This is a genomic window from Streptomyces parvus (assembly GCF_014648875.1).
GTDB classification, from domain to species: Bacteria; Actinomycetota; Actinomycetes; order Streptomycetales; family Streptomycetaceae; genus Streptomyces; species Streptomyces parvus.
This window is the reverse complement of the sequence record NZ_BMRY01000001.1, coordinates 1,159,716-1,178,567: the sequence shown is the minus strand read 5'-3', so window position 1 is coordinate 1,178,567 and position 18,852 is coordinate 1,159,716. Positions and strand designations below refer to the sequence as shown.

Annotated in this window: 18 protein-coding genes and 2 pseudogenes; 13 read left to right on the top strand and 7 right to left on the bottom strand. The window is 72.2% G+C overall.

Annotated features, from left to right (window positions below):
• Nucleotides 1–81: 81 nt before the first annotated feature.
• Nucleotides 82–1,029, top strand: a complete 948-nt coding sequence (locus IE140_RS05305; RefSeq protein WP_032777819.1) for an EamA family transporter — start codon at nucleotides 82–84, stop codon at nucleotides 1,027–1,029.
• A 156-nt stretch (nucleotides 1,030–1,185) separates the two neighbouring features.
• On the opposite strand, the gene IE140_RS05300 is transcribed toward IE140_RS05305, so the two are convergent.
• Entirely contained in the window at nucleotides 1,186–1,899 is a 714-nt protein-coding gene (locus tag IE140_RS05300) for an NUDIX domain-containing protein (RefSeq protein ID WP_150196132.1), read from the bottom strand.
• A 143-nt stretch (nucleotides 1,900–2,042) separates the two neighbouring features.
• Here IE140_RS05300 and IE140_RS05295 point away from each other — a divergent pair, with 143 nt between their 5' ends.
• From IE140_RS05295 to IE140_RS05260, 8 genes are all read left to right on the top strand, one after another.
• Nucleotides 2,043–2,849 carry a TIGR03084 family metal-binding protein gene (locus tag IE140_RS05295; protein WP_189460092.1) on the top strand — a complete coding sequence of 269 codons (807 nt, stop codon included), beginning with the start codon at nucleotides 2,043–2,045 and terminating at the stop codon, nucleotides 2,847–2,849.
• On the top strand, nucleotides 2,846–4,594 hold the full coding sequence (locus tag IE140_RS05290; RefSeq protein ID WP_189460089.1) for an acyclic terpene utilization AtuA family protein: 1,749 nt from the start codon (nucleotides 2,846–2,848) through the stop codon (nucleotides 4,592–4,594). Before IE140_RS05295 ends, IE140_RS05290 begins: the two co-directional genes overlap by 4 nt.
• The gene (locus IE140_RS05285; RefSeq protein WP_150197747.1) at nucleotides 4,591–6,189 is read left to right on the top strand and encodes an acyl-CoA carboxylase subunit beta; all 1,599 of its coding nucleotides are present in this window, start codon (nucleotides 4,591–4,593) and stop codon (nucleotides 6,187–6,189) included. Before IE140_RS05290 ends, IE140_RS05285 begins: the two co-directional genes overlap by 4 nt.
• A gap of 7 nt (nucleotides 6,190–6,196) precedes the next feature.
• Nucleotides 6,197–8,281: an ATP-binding protein gene (locus IE140_RS05280; RefSeq protein WP_150197748.1), complete on the top strand. Its 2,085-nt coding sequence runs from the start codon at nucleotides 6,197–6,199 to the stop codon at nucleotides 8,279–8,281.
• The gene (locus IE140_RS05275) at nucleotides 8,278–9,447 is read left to right on the top strand and encodes an acyl-CoA dehydrogenase family protein (protein WP_150197751.1); all 1,170 of its coding nucleotides are present in this window, start codon (nucleotides 8,278–8,280) and stop codon (nucleotides 9,445–9,447) included. Before IE140_RS05280 ends, IE140_RS05275 begins: the two co-directional genes overlap by 4 nt.
• 146 nt (nucleotides 9,448–9,593) lie before the next feature.
• Nucleotides 9,594–11,198: a 4-coumarate--CoA ligase family protein gene (locus IE140_RS05270; RefSeq protein WP_150197753.1), complete on the top strand. Its 1,605-nt coding sequence runs from the start codon at nucleotides 9,594–9,596 to the stop codon at nucleotides 11,196–11,198.
• On the top strand, nucleotides 11,195–11,929 hold the full coding sequence (locus IE140_RS05265) for an enoyl-CoA hydratase family protein (protein ID WP_150197755.1): 735 nt from the start codon (nucleotides 11,195–11,197) through the stop codon (nucleotides 11,927–11,929). The genes IE140_RS05270 and IE140_RS05265 overlap by 4 nt, the downstream gene beginning before the upstream one ends.
• Nucleotides 11,917–12,525: a TetR/AcrR family transcriptional regulator gene (locus IE140_RS05260; protein ID WP_032764234.1), complete on the top strand. Its 609-nt coding sequence runs from the start codon at nucleotides 11,917–11,919 to the stop codon at nucleotides 12,523–12,525. Before IE140_RS05265 ends, IE140_RS05260 begins: the two co-directional genes overlap by 13 nt.
• A gap of 21 nt (nucleotides 12,526–12,546) precedes the next feature.
• Here the strand turns inward: IE140_RS05260 and IE140_RS05255 are convergent, their stop codons facing one another.
• Entirely contained in the window at nucleotides 12,547–12,954 is a 408-nt protein-coding gene (locus tag IE140_RS05255; protein ID WP_229826692.1) for a nuclear transport factor 2 family protein, read from the bottom strand.
• Nucleotides 12,955–13,055: 101 nt separating this feature from the next.
• Between IE140_RS05255 and IE140_RS05250 the strand changes: the two genes are divergently transcribed.
• A complete protein-coding gene (locus IE140_RS05250; protein ID WP_189460087.1) occupies nucleotides 13,056–13,616 on the top strand; it encodes a hypothetical protein in 561 nt (186 codons plus the stop codon).
• A gap of 13 nt (nucleotides 13,617–13,629) precedes the next feature.
• On the opposite strand, the gene IE140_RS05245 is transcribed toward IE140_RS05250, so the two are convergent.
• Complete coding sequence (locus tag IE140_RS05245) at nucleotides 13,630–14,757, bottom strand: MarR family transcriptional regulator (RefSeq protein ID WP_229826691.1); 1,128 nt, start codon at nucleotides 14,755–14,757, stop codon at nucleotides 13,630–13,632.
• Nucleotides 14,758–15,155: 398 nt separating this feature from the next.
• Here IE140_RS05245 and IE140_RS05240 point away from each other — a divergent pair, with 398 nt between their 5' ends.
• Nucleotides 15,156–15,500 carry a hypothetical protein gene (locus IE140_RS05240; RefSeq protein ID WP_150197615.1) on the top strand — a complete coding sequence of 115 codons (345 nt, stop codon included), beginning with the start codon at nucleotides 15,156–15,158 and terminating at the stop codon, nucleotides 15,498–15,500.
• A 134-nt stretch (nucleotides 15,501–15,634) separates the two neighbouring features.
• Here the strand turns inward: IE140_RS05240 and IE140_RS35850 are convergent.
• The 3 genes and pseudogenes from IE140_RS35850 to IE140_RS05230 form a co-directional block, all read right to left on the bottom strand.
• A pseudogene (locus IE140_RS35850) lies at nucleotides 15,635–15,757 on the bottom strand (HD domain-containing protein); the annotation flags it as partial.
• Between the two features lie 22 nt (nucleotides 15,758–15,779).
• A complete protein-coding gene (locus IE140_RS05235; RefSeq protein WP_150197614.1) occupies nucleotides 15,780–16,094 on the bottom strand; it encodes a 4a-hydroxytetrahydrobiopterin dehydratase in 315 nt (104 codons plus the stop codon).
• Between the two features lie 2 nt (nucleotides 16,095–16,096).
• A complete protein-coding gene (locus IE140_RS05230; RefSeq protein WP_308438345.1) occupies nucleotides 16,097–16,309 on the bottom strand; it encodes a hypothetical protein in 213 nt (70 codons plus the stop codon).
• Here IE140_RS05230 and IE140_RS35845 point away from each other — a divergent pair.
• Nucleotides 16,308–16,499, top strand: a pseudogene (locus IE140_RS35845) (IS630 family transposase); the annotation flags it as partial. The gene IE140_RS05230 and the pseudogene IE140_RS35845 overlap by 2 nt on opposite strands.
• 45 nt (nucleotides 16,500–16,544) lie before the next feature.
• Nucleotides 16,545–17,408 carry a viomycin phosphotransferase gene (gene vph / locus IE140_RS05225; protein ID WP_150197616.1) on the top strand — a complete coding sequence of 288 codons (864 nt, stop codon included), beginning with the start codon at nucleotides 16,545–16,547 and terminating at the stop codon, nucleotides 17,406–17,408.
• 153 nt (nucleotides 17,409–17,561) lie between these two features.
• On the opposite strand, the gene IE140_RS05220 is transcribed toward vph, so the two are convergent.
• The gene (locus IE140_RS05220; RefSeq protein WP_150197613.1) at nucleotides 17,562–18,758 is read right to left on the bottom strand and encodes an alanine--tRNA ligase-related protein; all 1,197 of its coding nucleotides are present in this window, start codon (nucleotides 18,756–18,758) and stop codon (nucleotides 17,562–17,564) included.
• Nucleotides 18,759–18,852: the final 94 nt, after the last annotated feature.

Here is an 18,852-nt window from a genome sequence, read left to right as displayed (position 1 = left end):
AACCCGTGGCGGACAGGGTTTCTCATCCTGTACCGCCCAGTGCATTGCACTGTACCTACTCGCTTCTCCCGGAAGGCCCCCGTGAACGACCAGCGCAGCGCCGCCGAACCGGCCGCCGCAACCGTCGCCGTACCCGAAGCGGTGACGGCGCTCGAAGGCACCGGACGGTCCTGGGCCGACCGCCGGGCGGCGCTGGCGCCGATCGCCCTGGTGATCGCCGGTGGCCTGTCCGTCCAGTTCGGCTCGGCCGTCGCGGCGCTGCTGATGCCGAAGGCGGGCGCGCTGGGCGTCGTCACCCTGCGGCTGGCCGCCGCCGCGCTGATCCTGCTGGTGATCTGCCGCCCGAAGCTGCGCGGCCACTCGCGCGCCGACTGGGGCACGGTGCTGGCCTTCGGTGTCGCGATGGGCGGCATGAACACGCTCTTCTACCTGGCGCTGGACCGGATCCCGCTCGGTATCGCCGTCACCCTGGAGGTGCTCGGCCCGCTCGCCCTCTCGGTCTTCGCCTCCCGCCGCCTGATCAACGTCCTGTGGGCCGGGCTCGCCCTCGTCGGCGTGGTCCTGCTGGGCGGCGGCGGCTTCGACCGCCTCGACCCGCTCGGCGCGGCCTTCGCCCTGGCGGCCGGGGCGATGTGGGCGGCGTACATCGTCTTCAGCGCCCGCACCGGCCGCCGCTTCCCGCAGGCGGACGGGCTCGCGCTGGCGATGGTGGTCGCCGCGGTCCTCTCGCTGCCGCTCGGCATCATCGAGTCCGGGGCGAAGCTCACGGTCCCGTCCACGGTGGCGCTCGGCGCGGCGGTGGCGGTCCTCAGCTCGGTGCTCCCGTACACCCTGGAGCTGATGGCCCTGCGCCGGCTGCCCGCGCCCACGTTCGCCGTGATGATGAGCCTGGAGCCGGCCATCGCCGCCGGTGCGGGCTTCCTCATCCTCGACCAGGCCCTCTCCACGACGGACGCCCTCGCCATCGCCCTGGTCATCGGGGCGAGCATCGGCGCGGTGCGCAGCCGAACGGGCCGCCGCGAGACGTGAAGCCCGCGCGGCTCTGCCTTCAGGCGTCGGTGACGGTGATCAACGGCGTGCGGCCCGTTCCTTGATTCGCTCGCAGACGGCGTTGCCCATCTCGTCAGGCGTGCCGGAGCGTCCGCTGTCGAATCTACGCTTCTCGCCGGCCGCGAGGCCTGCCTCTCACCACCCGCACGCCGGCCCCAGCTCCGTGATGGAGTCGGCCAGCTCCGCCGGGCGCTCCGGCCACCCCGTCCGGTGCCAGTGCTCGATGCGCCAGGAGAGCCGCCGGGGCCACAGCGGGGTGGCGGGCAGGCGGTCCACCGGCACCCAGACCGGGGTGCCGCCGTAGTTGTCCAGCGTCTCGGGCGGGCCGACCTCGCCGGTCGCGGACACGAGGAAGTAGTGCTCGTGCCGGCCGTCCTTCCAGACCCGGGCGATCCGGGGGCCGACCGTTCCGCCGAGACCGGTCTCCTCGCCCAGTTCGCGCAGGGCGGCCTCTTCCGGCGTCTCGCCCTCCTCGACCCCGCCGCCCGGGATCTCGTAGAGCGGGCCGCCGTCCTCCTCGAAGCGGATCAGGAGCACGGCCCCCTCACGGATGACGACCGCCCCGGCCCGTACCCGTACCGGCGGAACCGCCGCCGGGTCGACCAGGGCCACCGGGCCCTGCGGCGCCGCGCCCTCCGCCCAGGTCCGCAGGACCGTCTCCGCCGTCCCGGCGGGCCGGATGCGGGCGTGCAGGGCCTCCTCCAGGGACAGCGCGACGCGCGGTGCGTCAGCGGCACCGGAGTGCGCGCCGGGAAAGGCGTGGTACGCGCCCTCCGCGTCGTGGTGCAGCTCCAGGATCAGCTTGTCGGCCTCGAACAGGACGGTTACCGGGCGGGTATCGGCAGTCATCGACGGAGGCTAACGCGCAGCACGGCCGGACCGCGCCCGGAATGAGGATCGGTGCGGGCAGAAAATCATGCAAGCGTGCTTGATTGTTTCCTGGTGCGCTGCCATGCTCCTGGGCACCACACCCGGTCCCGAGGGGAGCGCACGTGTCCGCTGTCGTAGCCGTGATCGACGATCTGCGCGAAGAGAGCGACGAACTCGACGAACTGGTAGGGGAGTTGGATGCCCCGGGCTGGCGCGGCCCGACCCCCGCAGACCGGTGGACCGTCGCCCACCAGATCGCCCATCTCAGCTGGACGGACGAGGTCGCGCTGCTGGCGGCCACCGAGCCGGACCGGTTCGGCGACGAGGTGACCAAGGCCCTGGCCGCCCCCGACTCCTTCGTCGACGAGGCGGCCGACGCCCTCGTCGACGCCCACGCCCCGGACGCCCTGCTCGCCCGCTGGCGCGAGGGCCGGCAGCGGCTCGACAAGGTCCTCCGCGACGCCCCGGACGGCACCCGGATCCCTTGGTACGGGCCGCCGATGAGCGTCGCGTCCATGGCGACCGCCCGGCTCATGGAGACCTGGGCCCACGGCCAGGACATCGCCGACGCCCTCGGCGTGACCCGGACCCCCACCGCCCGGCTCCGGCATGTGGCCCGGATCGGCGTACGGGCCCGGAACTACGCCTACGCGGTACGCGGGATCACCGCGCCCGAGGAGGAGTTCCGCGTCGAACTCCGCACGCCGGACGGTGAGGTGATCGCGTACGGGCCGGAGGAAGCCGCCCAGCGGATCACCGGCCCGCTCCTCGACTTCTGCCTCCTGGTCACCCAGCGCGCCCACCGCTCCGACCTCGCGGTCACCGCCGAGGGCCGCGACGCCGACCAGTGGCTCTCCATCGCCCAGGCCTTCGCCGGACCTCCCGGACCGGGCCGGCTGCCGCGCGCGGAACAGGGCGACCACCGATGAACACCGGCCCCGGCCCCGCCCCCGCCCCCGTCCTCCGCATCGGCAACGCCTCCGGCTTCTACGGCGACCGCTTCGACGCGCTGCGCGAGATGCTCACCGGCGGCCCCCTCGACGTCCTCACCGGTGACTACCTCGCCGAGCTGACCATGCTCATCCTCGGCCGCAGCCGCCTCAAGGACCCGCAGAAGGGCTACGCCACCACCTTCCTGCGCCAGTTGGAGGAAGGGCTCGGCCTCGCGCGCGAGCGCGGGGTGAAGATCGTCGCCAACGCGGGCGGCCTCAACCCGGCCGGACTCGCGGACTCGGTGAGGCAGTTGGCGGAGAGGGCCGGTGTGCCCGTCACCGTCGCGCACGTCGAGGGCGACAGCCTGCCCGTCCCGGACGGGTGCCTCACCGCCAACGCCTACCTCGGCGGCTCCGGGATCGCCGCCTGTCTGCGGGCCGGGGCGGATGTCGTCGTCACCGGCCGGGTCACCGACGCGGCCCTCGTCACCGGGCCCGCCGCCGCCCACTTCGGCTGGGGTCCGGACGACCTGGACGCGCTCGCGGGAGCCGTGGTCGCCGGGCACGTCCTGGAGTGCGGTACGCAGGCGACCGGCGGGAACCACGCCTTCTTCGGCGACCACGACCCCGCCCGCCTCCGCCGCCCCGGCTTCCCGCTCGCCGAGATCCGCGCCGACGGCTCGTCCGTCATCACCAAGCACGACGGTACGGGCGGGGTCGTCGACCTCTCCACCGTCACCGCCCAACTCCTCTACGAGACCGGGGGGGCCCGGTACGCGGGCCCCGACGTCACCGCCCGCCTCGACACCGTGCGCCTCACACCCGACGGACCGGACCGGGTCCGGATCGACGGCGTACGCGGCGAGGCCCCGCCGCCCACCCTCAAGGCTGGGCTCACCCGGCTCGGCGGCTGGCGCAACGAGGTCGTCTTCGTCCTCACCGGCCTCGACGTCGAGGCCAAGGCGGCGCTGGTGAAGGACCAGTTCGCCGACGCCCTGGAGCGCGGCGGCTCCCGCCCGCCCGCCGAGGTGCGCTGGGAGCTGTCCCGTACCGACCACGCCGACGCCGACACCGAGGAACGGGCCAGCGCCCTGCTCCGGCTCGTCGTCCGCGACCAGGACGCCGACGCGGTCGGCCGGTCCGTCTCCGGGGCCGCCATCGAGCTGGCCCTCGGCAGCTACCCGGGCTTCCATGTCACCGCCCCTCCCGGAAAGGGCGCGCCCTACGGGGTGTTCGAGGCCCGGCCCGTACCGGCGGCGGAGGTCGAGCACATCGCCGTCCTGCCGGACGGGACGCGGGAGGTGATGAAACCGTCCGCCCGCACAGAGGAGTTGGCCGAAGTCGAGGAACCGCCGCTCCCCGCCCCGTACCCCTCCGGTCCCACGCGCCGCGCCCCCCTCGGCCTGATCGCGGGCGCCCGCAGCGGCGACAAGGGCGGTGACGCCAACGTCGGCGTCTGGGTGCGCGACGACGACGCCTGGCGGTGGCTGGCGCACGAGCTGAGGGTCGAGCGGTTCAAGGAACTCCTGCCGGAGACAGCGGACTTGACAGTCGTCCGCCACGTCCTGCCCAACCTCCGCGCCCTGAACTTCACCGTCCACGGCCTCCTGGGCGAAGGCGTCGCAGCCCAAGCCCGGTTCGACCCGCAGGCGAAGGCGGTGGGGGAGTGGCTGCGGTCCCGCTGGCTGCCGATCCCCGTGGCCCTGCTCGAAGGCATCGATGTCCCGGAGGTGACCGTATGACCGTCCTGCCCACCGCGCTCGACTCCAACAGCCCGGATTACGCGGCGAATCGGGCCACCATGGTGGAGAAGCTCGCCGAGCTGGAGACCGAGCACGCCAAGGCGCTCGCGGGCGGCGGTGAGAAGTACGTGACCCGGCACCGGAAGCGCGGCAAGCTCCCGGCCCGGGAGCGGATCGAGCTGCTCGTCGACCCCGACACCCCGTTCCTGGAGCTGTCGCCGCTGGCCGCCTGGGGCAGCGACTACGCCGTGGGGGCCTCGCTCGTCACCGGGATCGGGGTGGTCGAGGGCGTCGAGTGCCTGATCACCGCCAACGACCCGACCGTACGCGGCGGGGCCTCGAACCCCTGGACGCTGAAGAAGGCCCTGCGCGCCAACGAGATCGCCTTCGCCAACCGGCTCCCGGTGATCAGCCTGGTGGAGTCGGGCGGGGCCGACCTGCCCTCCCAGAAGGAGATCTTCATCCCCGGAGGGGCGCTCTTCCGGGACCTCACCCGGCTCTCCGCCGCCGGAATCCCCACCGTGGCCGTGGTGTTCGGCAACTCCACCGCCGGAGGCGCGTACGTCCCCGGCATGTCCGACCACACCGTGATGATCAAGGAGCAGTCCAAGGTCTTCCTCGGCGGCCCCCCCCTGGTGAAGATGGCCACCGGCGAGGAGAGCGACGACGAGTCCCTCGGCGGGGCCGAGATGCACGCCCGTACGTCGGGGCTCGCCGACCACTTCGCCGTGGACGAGCACGATGCGATCCGGCAGGCCCGCCGCATCGTCGCCCGGCTCAACTGGCGCAAGGCCCAGCCCGATCCGGGCCCGGCCGCCCCGCCGAAGTACGACGAGGACGAGCTGCTCGGCATCGTGCCGGGCGACCTCAAGGCCCCGTTCGACCCGCGCGAGGTGATCGCCCGGCTGGTCGACGGCTCCGACTTCGACGCCTTCAAGCCGCTGTACGGGACGAGCCTGGTGACGGGCTGGGCGCGGCTGCACGGCTACCCGGTCGGCATCCTCGCCAACGCGCAGGGGGTGCTGTTCAGCGAGGAGTCGCAGAAGGCGGCGCAGTTCATCCAGCTCGCCAACCAGCGCGACATCCCGCTCCTCTTCCTCCACAACACCACCGGCTACATGGTCGGCAAGGAGTACGAGCAGGGCGGCATCATCAAGCACGGCGCGATGATGATCAACGCGGTCGCCAACTCCAAGGTCCCGCATCTGTCGGTCCTGATGGGCGCGTCCTACGGGGCCGGCCACTACGGCATGTGCGGCCGCGCCTACGACCCGCGGTTCCTTTTCGCCTGGCCCAGCAGCAAGTCCGCCGTCATGGGCCCGCAGCAGCTCGCGGGTGTGCTGTCGATCGTCGCCCGCGCCTCGGCCGCCGCGAAGGGGCAGCCGTACGACGACGAGGCGGACGCCGGGCTGCGCGCGATGGTGGAGCAGCAGATCGAGGCGGAGTCGCTGCCGATGTTCCTGTCCGGGCGGCTGTACGACGACGGGGTCATCGACCCGCGCGACACCCGGACGGTCCTCGGGATGTGCCTGTCCGCGATCCACACCGCACCGGTCGAGGGCGCCCGTGGCGGCTTCGGCGTCTTCCGAATGTGAGGCCCGGATGACCATCACGACTCTGCTCGTCGCCAACCGGGGCGAGATCGCCTGCCGGATCTTCCGCACCTGCCGCGACCTGGGCATCACCACGGTCGCCGTCTACTCCGACGCGGACGCCGACGCCCTGCACGTACGGGAGGCGGACCTCGCCGTACGGCTGCCGGGCGCGGCACCCGCCGACACCTATCTGCGCGGCGACCTCGTCGTGGCCGCAGCCCGGGCCGCCGGGGCGGACGCCGTGCACCCCGGCTACGGCTTCCTCTCCGAGAACGCCGCCTTTGCCGCCGCCGTGCAGGACGCGGGGCTCGTGTGGGTGGGCCCGCCGGTGAAGGCGATCGAGCTGATGGCCTCCAAGACCCGGGCCAAGGAGCTGATGGCGGGAGCCGGGGTGCCGCTGCTGGCTCCCGTGGACCCGGCGACGGCGAGCGAGGACGATCTGCCGCTGCTGCTGAAGGCGGCGGCGGGCGGCGGCGGGCGTGGGATGCGGATCGTCCGTGAACTCGATTCTCTGCCGGGCGAGTTGCTGGCCGCGGCTGCCGAGGCAGCGTCCGCCTTCGGGGACGGGGAGGTGTTCGCCGAGCCGTACGTGGAACGCGGCCGGCACGTCGAGGTCCAGGTGATGGCCGACGCGCACGACACCGTGTGGGCGCTCGGTACCCGGGACTGCTCGCTCCAGCGCCGCCACCAGAAGGTCATCGAGGAGGCCCCCGCGCCCGGGCTGGACGAGGCGCTGCGCACCAGGCTCCACGAGGCGGCGGTCGCGGCGGCCCGTGCCGTGGGCTACCGGGGCGCGGGCACCGTGGAATTCCTGGTCTCCGCCGAGGGCCGCCCGTACTTCCTGGAGATGAACACCCGCCTCCAGGTCGAACACCCGGTGACGGAAGCCGTGTTCGGGCTCGACCTCGTCGCCCTGCAACTACGGGTGGCGGAAGGCGAGCCGCTGCCGTCCCCCGAGCCCCCGCAGCCGTCCGGCCACGCGGTGGAGGCCCGGCTCTACGCCGAGGACCCGGCCCGCGACTGGCAGCCGCAGACCGGCGCACTGCTCACCCTGGAGGTGCCGGAGGGCCCGGGCCTGCGCCTGGACACCGGATACACCGGCGGCGACACGATCGGCGTGCACTACGACCCGATGATCGCCAAGGTGATCGCCCACGCCCCGACCCGAACCGAGGCCGTCCGGCTGCTGGCCCGCGCGCTGGAGAGGGCCCGCATCCACGGCCCGGTCACCAACCGCGAGTTGCTCGTACGGTCGCTGCGTCACCCGGACTTCGCGGCGGCCCGCCTGGACACCGGGTTCTACGACCGGCACCTGGCGGACCTGACCGCCCCGGGAGCCGGAGCCGGCGACCCTGCCACGGCCGCCCTCGCCGCGACCCTGGCGGAAGCCGTACGGGGAGCGGAAGCCGTACGGGGGCCGGAAGCCGTACGCGGCGCGGAAGCCGTACGCGGCGCGGAAGCCGTACGCGGCGCGGAAGGGGGGCGGGGCGCCCCGGTCGCAACCCCCGCCCCGGCCCGCTTCGGGGCCTGGCGCAACGTACCCTCGGGGCCCCAGCGCAAGCGCTACCGCAGCGAACCCGACGGCACCGAGCACGAGGTCGCCTACCACACCCCCCGCACCGGAGTCCCGGAACCGCACGAGACTCCCGGCACCCGGGTCCTGACAGCCACCCCCGACCACGTGACGCTCGAAGTGGGCGGCGTGACAAGGCACTTCGCGGTCACCGCGTACGCCGACCGGGTCCACGTGGACGCCACCGACGCCTCGTACACGTTCACCGCCCTGCCCCGCTTCACCGACCCCGCCACGCACACCGCCCCCGGCTCCCTGCTCGCCCCGATGCCCGGGACCGTCGTCCGCCTCGCGGAGGGCCTGGCGGCCGGGGTCACCGTCGAGGCCGGGCAGCCGCTGATCTGGCTGGAGGCGATGAAGATGGAGCACCGCATCCTCGCCCCCGCCTCCGGCACCCTTACCGCCCTGCACGCCGCCCCCGGCCACCAGGTCGAGGTCGGCGCACTGCTCGCCGTGGTCCAGGAGGACCCGGCCGCCACCACCCCCGTACCCCATCCCGTACCGGAGGAGACCGCATGAGCACCGCACGCACCGCCCTCGAAACCGAAGAGCACCAGGCCCTGCGCGCAGCCGTCGCCGCCCTCGGCAAGCGGTACGGGCGCGACTACATGACCACCGTCATCCGCGAGGGCAAGCACACCGACGAGCTGTGGGCGGAGGCCGCGAAGCTCGGCTATCTCGGAGTGAACCTCCCCGAGGAGTACGGCGGCGGGGGTGGCGGCATGGCCGAACTCTCCATCGTCCTGGAGGAGTTGGGTGCGGCCGGCTCGCCGCTCCTGATGATGATCGTGTCGCCCGCGATCTGCGGCATGGTCATCGCCCGCTTCGGTACGGAGGAGCAGAAGCGGACGTGGCTGCCGGGCCTTGCCGACGGCAGTCTCACCATGGCCTTCGGGATCACCGAGCCCGACGCCGGATCCAACTCCCACCGCATCACCACCACCGCCCGCCGCGACGGCGACGACTGGGTCCTCACAGGACGCAAGGTCTTCGTCTCGGGTGTCGACATAGCCGACGCCACGCTGATCGTGGGCCGGACCGAGGACGCCCGCTCCGGGAAGCTGAAGCCCTGCCTGTTCATCGTCCCGCGCGATGCCCCCGGGTTCGGGCGGAACCAGATCGACATGGAACTCCACGCCCCGGAGAAGCAGTTCGAGCTGGTCCTCGACGACGTACGGCTGCCGGCGGACGCCCTGGTCGGCGACGAGGACGCGGGTCTGCTCCAGCTCTTCGCCGGGCTGAACCCCGAGCGGATCATGACGGCCGCGTTCGGCATCGGGATGGGCCGGTTCGCCCTCTCCAGGGCCGTCGAGTACGCCCGTACCCGGCAGGTCTGGAAGGACCCCATCGGCGCCCACCAGGCCATCGCGCACCCGCTCGCCACCGCGCACATCGACCTGGAGCTGTCGCGCCTGATGATGCAGAAGGCGGCCCGGCTGTACGACGAGGGCGACGACGTCGGGGCGGGCGAGGCGGCGAACATGGCGAAGTACGCGGCCGGGGAGGCATGCGTGAAGGCCGTCGACCAGGCGGTGCACACGCTCGGCGGCAACGGCCTGACCCGGGAGTACGGCCTCGCGTCCCTGATCACCGCGTCACGGGTGGCCCGGATAGCCCCGGTCAGCCGCGAGATGATCCTGAACTACGTCTCGCACCAGTCGCTGGGCCTGCCGAAGTCGTACTAGTCCCTGTTCTCCCTGATCTGCTCCCGTCCGACCCCTCCCCATCCCTCCCCCACAGGGGTGATTCTGACCCTCCACACTCCACACCCGCACGGCGTCCCGCACCGCCACCCGGGCGGCGCGGGCGACCGCGAAGACAGGGGACCGCCATGGTGTTCCGCAGCGAGTACGCAGACGTAACGGCCCTCGACACACCCATCCACGACGCGGTTCTCGGCGAGGCCGCCGGGTTCGGTGACACCGTCGCCCTGATCGACGGGACGAACGGCATGTCCCTCACGTACGCCCAACTCGACGGCTTCCACCGGCGGATCGCCGCCGCGCTGGCCGAGGCGGGACTGAGGAAGGGCGACGTCCTCGCTCTGCACAGCCCGAACACCATCGCGTACCCCGCCGTCTTCTACGGGGCCACCCGCGCCGGAGCCTCGGTCACCACGGTCCACCCGCTGGCCACGCCCGAGGAGTTCGCCAAGCAGCTCGCGGACAGCGGGGCGAAGTGGATCGTGACGGTCTCCCCGCTGCTGCCGACCGCTCGCCGCGCGGCCGAACTGACAGGCGGGATAAGGGAGATCTACGTCTGCGACCAGGCGGAGGGCCACACCTCCGTCCTGGACATGCTGTCCTCGACTGCTCCCGAGCCGGAGGTCGCGATCGACCCGGGCGAGGACGTGGCGGCCCTCCCGTACAGCTCCGGCACGACGGGCACGCCCAAGGGCGTGATGCTGACGCACCGGTCGATCGCGACCAACCTGGAGCAGCTGAGACCGTTCATTCCCATGGGCGAGGGCGACCGCATCCTGGCGGTCCTCCCCTTCTTCCACATCTACGGCCTCACGGCGCTGATGAACGTACCCCTGCGCTGCGGCTCGACGGTCGTCGTGCTCCCGCGCTTCGACCTGGCACAGTTCCTGGAGGCCATCCAGACGCACCGCATCTCCGGCCTGTACGTGGCTCCGCCGATCGTGCTGGCGCTGGCGAAACACCCGCTGGTCGGGGAGTACGACCTGTCCTCGCTCCAGTACATCGTCAGCGCCGCCGCCCCGCTGGACGCCGAGCTGGCGGCGGCGTGCTCGGCCCGGCTGGGGGTGCCGCCGGTGCGGCAGGCGTACGGGATGACGGAGCTGTCGCCCGGTACGCACGTGGTGCCGCTCTCCGCCGAGCAGCCCCCGCCGGGCACGGTCGGCAAGCTGCTGCCGAACACCGAGATGCGGATCGTGTCGCTGGAGGACCCGGAGAAGGACGCGGAGGCCGGGGCGGACGGGGAGATCCTGATCCGGGGCCCCCAGGTGATGAAGGGCTACCTGGGCCGCGCGGACGCCACGGCCGCGATGATCGACGAGGACGGCTGGGTGCACACGGGCGATGTCGGCCGGGTGGACGAGGACGGCTGGCTGTACGTCGTCGACCGGGTGAAGGAGCTGATCAAGTACAAGGGCTACCAGGTGGCCCCCGCCGAGCTGGAGGCCCTGCTCCTCACCCACGAGGAGGTGGCGGACGCGGCGGTGATCGGGGTGTACGACGCGGAGGGCAACGAGGTCCCGAAGGCGTTCCTGGTCCGGGGACCCGGGGCGGACGGCCTGACCGAGGACGACGTCATGGCGTACGTCGCCGAGCGCGTCTCCCCGTACAAGAAGGTGCGGCAGGCCGAGTTCATCGAGGCGGTGCCGCGGGCGGCCTCGGGCAAGATCCTCCGGCGCGAGCTGCGCGACCGTGAGAAGACGGAGAAGACGACGGAGAGGACGGACGGCACGTGACCCTGATCGCCACATCCCGGGAGCGGGGCATCGCGACCCTGACGCTGGACTCCCCGGCCAACCGCAACGCGCTGTCGGCCGCGCTGGTCGGGGAGTTGCGCGACGCCCTGGCGGACTGTGCGGGCGACGACACCGTACGGGCGGTGGTGCTGACCCACACGGGTTCGACGTTCTGCGCCGGGGCGGACCTGACGGCACCGCCGGACCCGGAGGCGTTCGTGGGCCTGATGCGGGAGATCGTGGCGCTGCCGAAGCCGGTGGTGGCCCGGGTGACCGGCCATGTCCGGGCGGGCGGCCTGGGCCTGCTGGCGGCGTGCGACATCGCGGTGGCGGGCGGGGCGTCGTCGTTCGCCCTCACCGAGTCCCGCCTGGGCCTGGCCCCGGCGGTGATCTCCCTCACGCTGCTCCCGCGCGTGGACCGTACGGCGGCGAACCGCTACTACCTCACCGGGGAGCGGTTCGACGCGGCGGAGGCGGCGAGGATCGGCCTGGTGACGGTGGCCGCCGAGGACGTGGAGAAGGGCCTTGCCCCGGTCCTGGACGGGCTGCGCCGGGCCTCGCCCCAGGGGCTGGCCGCATCGAAGGAACTGGTCACGGCTACGGTGCTGAGGAGCTTCGACCAGTACGCCGAAGACCTCATCGCCCGATCCGCCGCGTTGTTCGCCTCCGACGAGGCGAGGGAGGGGATGACGGCCTTCCTCGAACGACGGGACCCGGCATGGGTGCGGTGACACCTTCCTTCTCTGCTTCCCGGGCCGCTCACGCTCCCAAGCAGGACCGCAGCCGGGCGACGCGGCAACGGCTCCTGGAGGCGGCGGTGGCCTGCCTGGCCGAACACGGCTGGGCGGGCTCCACCGTCTCCGTCGTCGCGGAACGGGCCGGCGTCTCGCGGGGCGCGGCCCAGCACCACTTCCCGACCCGCGAGGACCTGTTCACGGGCGCGGTGGAGTACGTGGCGGAGGAACGCTCCGCCGCCCTGCGCGCGCTCCCCGTCCAGGGCCGCGCCGAGGTGGTCGCGGCCCTGGTCGACCTCTACACGGGCCCCCTGTTCCGGGCGGCGCTCCAGCTCTGGGTGGCCGCCTCCAACGAGGCCCAGCTCCGGCCGCGCGTCACGGAACTGGAGGCGCGGGTGGGCCGCGAGACCCACCGCATCGCCGTCGAACTCCTGGGCGCGGACGAGTCCCGCCCGGGCACCCGGGAAACGGTCCAGGGCCTCCTGGACATGGCCCGCGGCCTGGGCCTCGCCAACCTCCTCACCGACGACACGGCCCGCCGGGAGCGGGTGGTGGCGCAGTGGGCGGCGCTGGTGGAGGAGGGGCTGGGCTGAGGCCGGGCGGGGGCCTTCAGGTCACTCGGCGGCGGCGGGGACGGGCGTGGCCTGGTGGTAGTACATCCGCCAGCCGGTCTCCCCGTCCCGCCTGCGCCACAGCGAACTGCGGCGGGCCCGGCGCCCGCCGAAGTCGGTCTCGTACGTGAGATGCACGATCCCTGGGGCCAGGACGACCCCGCCCATCCGGGAGGGCTCGAACCGCGGCCCGCCCCCGTCACTCTCTCCGCTCCCACCATCCAACTCGGGGAGGGCGTCGAGCATCTCCTCGTACGTCCACCGCCGCCCCGAAGCCCCGACCTCGACGAACTCCGGGTCGAGGAGGCGCGCGGCGAGCGCCCGTGACCCGCGCACGCGGGGGTCCAGGAGCTGGAGCTCGGCGTCGATGGCCGCGTTCACGTCGGCGGTTTGCTGGCTGATCTGGCTCATCGGGTCATGATCGCGTAAGGGCCGGAGGAGCACACGCCCGTATCCTCAGAAGGGTTCCGTGGGCGCCGTTCGGGGGAGCAGGGGCAGCAGAGATGTGTGTGATGGATGTGGCAGTCAAAGAGGCTGCTGTCGCACGGTTCCTGCACGCACATCCGGAGGTGGCGCAGGCCGCATGCGACCACCCTGCGTTGCTGGGCTGCGCCGATGCCGACTGGTCACGCATTCCGGGGTGCCCTGAGGGGGTTCCGGCCCTGCTCCGCGGTCTTTTGGACGAGGCGGCCGGCCCTGAGGCGATGCTCGTGCTGGAGAACGTCCTGATGAACAGCGTCTTCCACGTGAGCGCGGTGATGCCGACCGCTCTCCCGTTCCTGATCCGTCTGGCGGCCGTTCCCGACATCGCTGTGCGGCCCGACCTGGTGGGTCTCCTGGTCATCGCCGCGGAGCTGTCCTCACCGGTCGACGCCGACGACGAACGCCAGGTGCTGATGTTCGGCAAGGATTCCGATCACCCGGAACGCGCGTGGTGCAGGGACGTCCTCGCGGCACACGCGCCCGCCCTGCGCGCGTTGCTGGACGAAGGGCCCCCTCCGGGTGGGCTGATCGGCGCGGACGACCGCGACTGCCTGCTCAGAGCCCTGGAACCACAGCGAGGTCCTTCCTGATGGTGCAGGCTGCTCACGGAGCCTTGAGGAGGTCGCGGAGGTTGGCCATGTGGGCCTTGACTGCGGCGATTTCTGCGGGGTCGGGGGAAGTGGCCTGTCGGCTCTCGGAGTGGGCGGCGCGACAGGGGCGGCAGAGACCGTCGGGGAGAGCTTCCGGTTGGCCGGGGCGGCCGCAGTCGGTGCACTCCACCAGGAGGCGGCGGGCTCCGGACGGTGCCGGGGTGCTGGTTCCCGGCGAGGAGTGTCCGGCAGGGCGGTGGGGCGGGATCTTGTCCGCGAGGCGGCGGCGGACGAAGCGGGGCGGGCAGTCGACCTGGGCGGGGAGGCCTGCGGTGAGGGCGGCGATCAGGTACTCGGCGTCCACGCCACGGTCGAACCACGCTGCGGCCTGCGGTTCGAGGGCGGCGCAGTCGTCGGCGGACAGCGCCAGCCGGATGTCCTTGCGGCCGAGTTCGGCCAGGGCGAGGTAGGCGGGGGAGGGGGCTGCCGGCCGGGCTGTGAGGGCTGCGAGGTCTGTGAGGGCTGGCGGAGCCGCCGGAGCCGACGGAGCCGACGGAGCTGCCGGGCCTGCTGGGGCCGCCGGGGGAACTGCCGGAGCTTTCGCGGGTGTCGTGTCCGGGGCGGCCTCGGGCGGGGTGCGGAGCGGTACGGCGGTGGAGGCCGGGGCCTCCGCAGGCGCTGCGAGGCTGGGGGATGCGGGCGCTTCCGGCGGGGCGGTCGGGGCTGTGGCCCGGGTGGCGTCTTCGGTGGCGAGGTAGGTGTTCCACCACTCGTTGTCGTGGGCGGTGCGGGACCAGAAGGTGCGGAAGACCCAGCGGGTTTCGTCGCCTGCGCCGACGGAGCACCGGACGCGCCGAAGGTGTCCGGCGACGGAAAGGGCCTTCAGGGCGGTGCCGATGGCTTGCTGTCCGTAGAGGGGCAGCTCTTTGGCGAGCTGCTTGACGCTCATCGCGGCACCGTCGGGGAGGTGGTCGACGAACCCGGCGACGTAGCGCTCACGTGTCGGGAGCAGGGCGAAGTCGTCGCCGTTGCGTGGCTGTTGGCCGGGTGCGGAGCGCTTGCCGTAGCCGGGCTTGGCCATCGGGTAGGCGGCGGGAACTGCGGGGGCGGACAGGGCGGAGCTATGGTGCTGGGTAGCCACGGATCTTCCTTAGGTTCGGGATCTTGTGGTCAGACCCCGGCTGGTGCTCCAACACCGTGTCGGGGTCGTTCAGTTCTCGCACCGTAAGCGGCCGTTACGCTCCGCCGCAAGCTGTCACGATTAGTCATACTGGCTCGCCGTGACGGGGTAGGGAGGTGGGGAGGTTTTCCCTACCCCCCTCGTTTCCCGCCGGTTAAAGAAGGCGCTCGAATCCCGGGTCTCGCATCACGCAGCCCGAAGCTCGGGACACGAGCTTCGGGGCAGGGCCCGGTTTGCGCACCCACGAACGAGTGACGGCGGAGGCTCGAAGCTCGGGTCCCGGCGCTCGGGTCTTGGCGCTCGGGTCCCGGGTATCGGCTTGCTCGGACGCGGGGGTACTGTCCACGACGATGACCTCCATGAACCCCTCGAACGTCACGAGCGGCAATGATGAGCTGGAAGCTGCCGTCTCCTACTTGTGGCGGGAGCACCAACAAGCGCCGTTCCCCGCCGGACTGCGCGGCGCGGAGCGGGCGGACATCGATCTCGTGCTCCTCGATGCCGACATCGCCGGGTGCGTATCCACCTGGCTGAGCCGTGGCGGTTCTCTCGACGATCGGCGTCGCGGTGTCCTGCACAGGCGGATCACCGACCTGGACCGGATCCTTCCCGTGCTCGGCGCAACGGACGACGCCCCCTACTGGCAGCGCTTGTACCGGCTGTCGTGCCTGGTGTCCGGGGCGGACCCGCGACCCACCAAGTGATGCGCGTTCAGGTAGAAACGGTGCGGCGCGCCACCGACGGGACCGCGACAGCCCGGGCGCGCTCGGCGGCAGGACCGCTGTCGTCAGCGTCGACGGTCTCGGCGTAAACGGCTGCGAAATCTGTACGTGCGGAACTCGGGCTTCGCGGCAGTTTGGTCGGCGGTGAACTCCTGGGGGTCGCCGGCCGGGACGTACTTCTTCCCGAGGTGGTTCACAACCCCGGTCCGGCTCTCTCGCGTGTCGTGCCAGACAGCGAGGCGGATCGGTTACCGGATGCCTTCAGGCGTTGTGAGCCTGTGCCTGATGCGCCTCCGCGATCCGGTCGATCCGTGCGGCCAGCTCGAAGTCGGCCGCTGTGAGCCGGTGCCCGGCGTCGTGCGTCGTGATCCGGAAACGTACGTGGTCCCACCGCAGATCGATGTCCGCGTGGTGGCCGACGAGCCGCTCGGCGTCCGCGACATTGACGATCAGCGCGACGCCGCCGTGGTACCGGACGCTGAACGCCCGAGTGATCGTGTCCCCTTCACGTACCCATCCCGGCAATTCCGCCAGGTGCGCCGCAATCTCCTCGTCCGACAGCGGATCCTTGCCCATCGTCAGCTCCCCTCGATCACCGGTGCCAGGATCTCTGCGAGGTCCCGGCCGACCGGGGCATCGTGCCACGGCCGCATTGCCCGCTCCAGCGTGGCCAGTTCGCGGCACATGCGGGCCGAACGGGTCTCAAAGGCGATGGTGGCTAGAGTGTGGGCGATCTCCACCGCCTGGCCCGGCTCCCGTGCTGTGGCGGCGGCGGTGGCCTGCCGGGCCATGTACACCCCTCGGTCTCGGCGGGCGGCGAGGCGGCTGGCTAGCGCTGCGGCCGCAGAGGTGCGCCGGGGCAGCACCAGTTCGGTGCGCTACCAGCGCGCGATGGTGCTGCTGGCCTCGGCGGGCGGGAACCGGGCCCCTATGATCGCCCGGCCGGTGGGGGCCGGCGAGGACACGGTGAGGGGTGTGATCCGCGCCGGTTCGCCCCCGACTCATCGAAGGATTCAAAGGACACTCGTGAGCATCCGTACGACGCACCGCGCTCTGCTGAGCCGTCTGCTGCCCGACGACCATCCAGAGGAACTGACCCTGCGGCAGGGGCAATTCCACCTCGTGGTCATGGGTGCGGACCGCGTCGTATGCCTGCCCCGTACTCGGGCAGCGGCCGCCCGATTACCCCAGCGGGTGGCCGCACTGCACGCACTCGCCGGCCTCGACCTCGGCTTCCGCACACCCGAGCCGCTGCTCCAGGGTGGAGCCCACGGCACCGACGAGGTGCCGTTCCTGGTACTCAGCCGTATTCCCGGGGAACCGCTGGCGATCGACGCCCTCAACGATGCCGAGGTGGTCGACACCGTGGCGGCGCAGTACGCGAAGCTACTGTCCGCTCTCGCCCGTTCCGGTACCGGGGAAGCGGTACGAGCAGTTCTGCCCCACGCAGCAGAAGGCCAGTGGCGGCGGTTCGCGGAGAGCGTGCGCGCGGAGCTGTTCCCGCTCATGTCCGACAGTGGACGTCTACGGGCCGAGCGGGAACTCACAGCGCTCGACAGCCTTCCCCACCTCACCCGAGCAGTGGTCCATGGCGACCTCGGTGCCGAGAACGTCCTCTGGGAGTGGAGGCACGGCCTGCCCCACCTCTCCGGAGTGCTCGACTGGGACGACGTCACACTCGGCGACCCGGCCGAGGACCTCGCAGCCATCGGCGCCGGCTACGGCCATGAGCTCCTGGAGCTGGTGCTCATCCTGGGCGACCGGTCACACCACGGGCTCCACAGCCGCATCGCCGCGATCCGGAGCACATTCGCCCTACAGCAAGCCCTCTACGCCATCCGCGACCACGACGAAGAAGAACTCGCGGACGGCCTGGCCGACTACTGCTGAGGCACACCGCCACATCCTCTGCGCCGAACACCTCGCAGAGACAGCAACCCGGTGGACCCAGGGAGTCACAGCACTGGGCGGCACCGCCCGGGAAGACCCGCCCTTGACACTGACGGGTCTGCTCGGGGTTCCGGCTGTCGGCTCTGCTCGCCCTCACTCCTCCCGCAGGCTCGTCACCAGGTCGCGCGGCAGCCCATGCGTGTCGTGCAGGTAATGGAAGTCCTCCTCGGACAGCGGGCCTTGGAAGCCGGGGCGGGCGAGCACGCGGCGGCCGCGTTCCAGGAGGCGGGCGAAGCGCTGCTCCTCGTCGAGCAGGGTCCGGAGCACGTCGGCCGGGCGGGCGTCCTGGTGGAAGTGGTCCAGGGTGTGGCGGACCAGGTCTTCCGGCAGGTCCCCCAGGCTGCGTGAGGCGTCCTGCCGCCACAGCACCGTGAGCACCCGGCGGACGAGGCGGCGCAGTACGTAACCCCGGCCCGTGTTGGACGGGCGCACGCCGTCGCCGAGCACCACGACGGCCGAGCGCAGATGGTCGCTGACCAGGCGGAGTTCGGGTTCCTCCAGGGGCCACAGGGGCGGTACGAGGCGGCGCCACGGGTCGAAGACGTCGCAGGCGAAGACGGACTGCTTGCCCTGGAGCAGGGCGGCCAGGCGCTCCAGGCCGAGGCCGGTGTCGACGTTGCGCTGGGGGAGTGGCACCAGGGAGCCGTCTCCGTGTCGGCGGTGCGTCATCGTCACGTGGTTCCACACCTCCACCCAACGGTCGTCGCCGGTGGGCGTCGACTGCGGCGGGCCGTCGCCGCTCCAGAAGAAGATCTCCGAGTCGGGGCCGCACGGGCCGACGGGGCCGTCACCCCCGTCGTCGTCCACGCTCTTCGGCCACCAGTTGTCCTCCACCGTGCGTTCCACGGGGACGCCGAGGCCCTGCCACAGTTCGAGGGAATCCGTGTCCGGCCCTGTCCCTGTCCGGTCGTCGCCGGCGTAGACCGTGGCGTGCAGCAGGCCGGGGGCGATGCCCAGGCCCTCGGTGAGCAGCCCGTACCCCCAGTCGAGGCTGCGCGGGCCCCCGTAGTCGCCCAGCGACCAGGTGCCCAGCATCTCGAAGACCGTCAGGTGCGTGGCGTCACCGACCTCGTCCAGGTCCGTCGTACGCAGACAGCGCTGCACGTTGACCAGGCGCTTCCCCAGCGGGTGGGGTTGACCCTCCAGGTACGGGGTGAGCGGGTGCATGCCCGACGTCGTGAAGAGGACGGGGTCGCCGGGGGGTGGCAGCAGGGTCGAGCCCGTGATCCGGCGGTGGCCGCGTTCTTCGTAGTACTCGACGAACGTCCTGATGAGGTGGTCCGTACGCATGGGGGTGGCTCCTTCGCGTGGCAGCGGGGGAGGCACCGGAGAACGGAACCGTTCAGTCACCCGGCCGGGGCCAGAGGCTCCGCGGCACCACCGA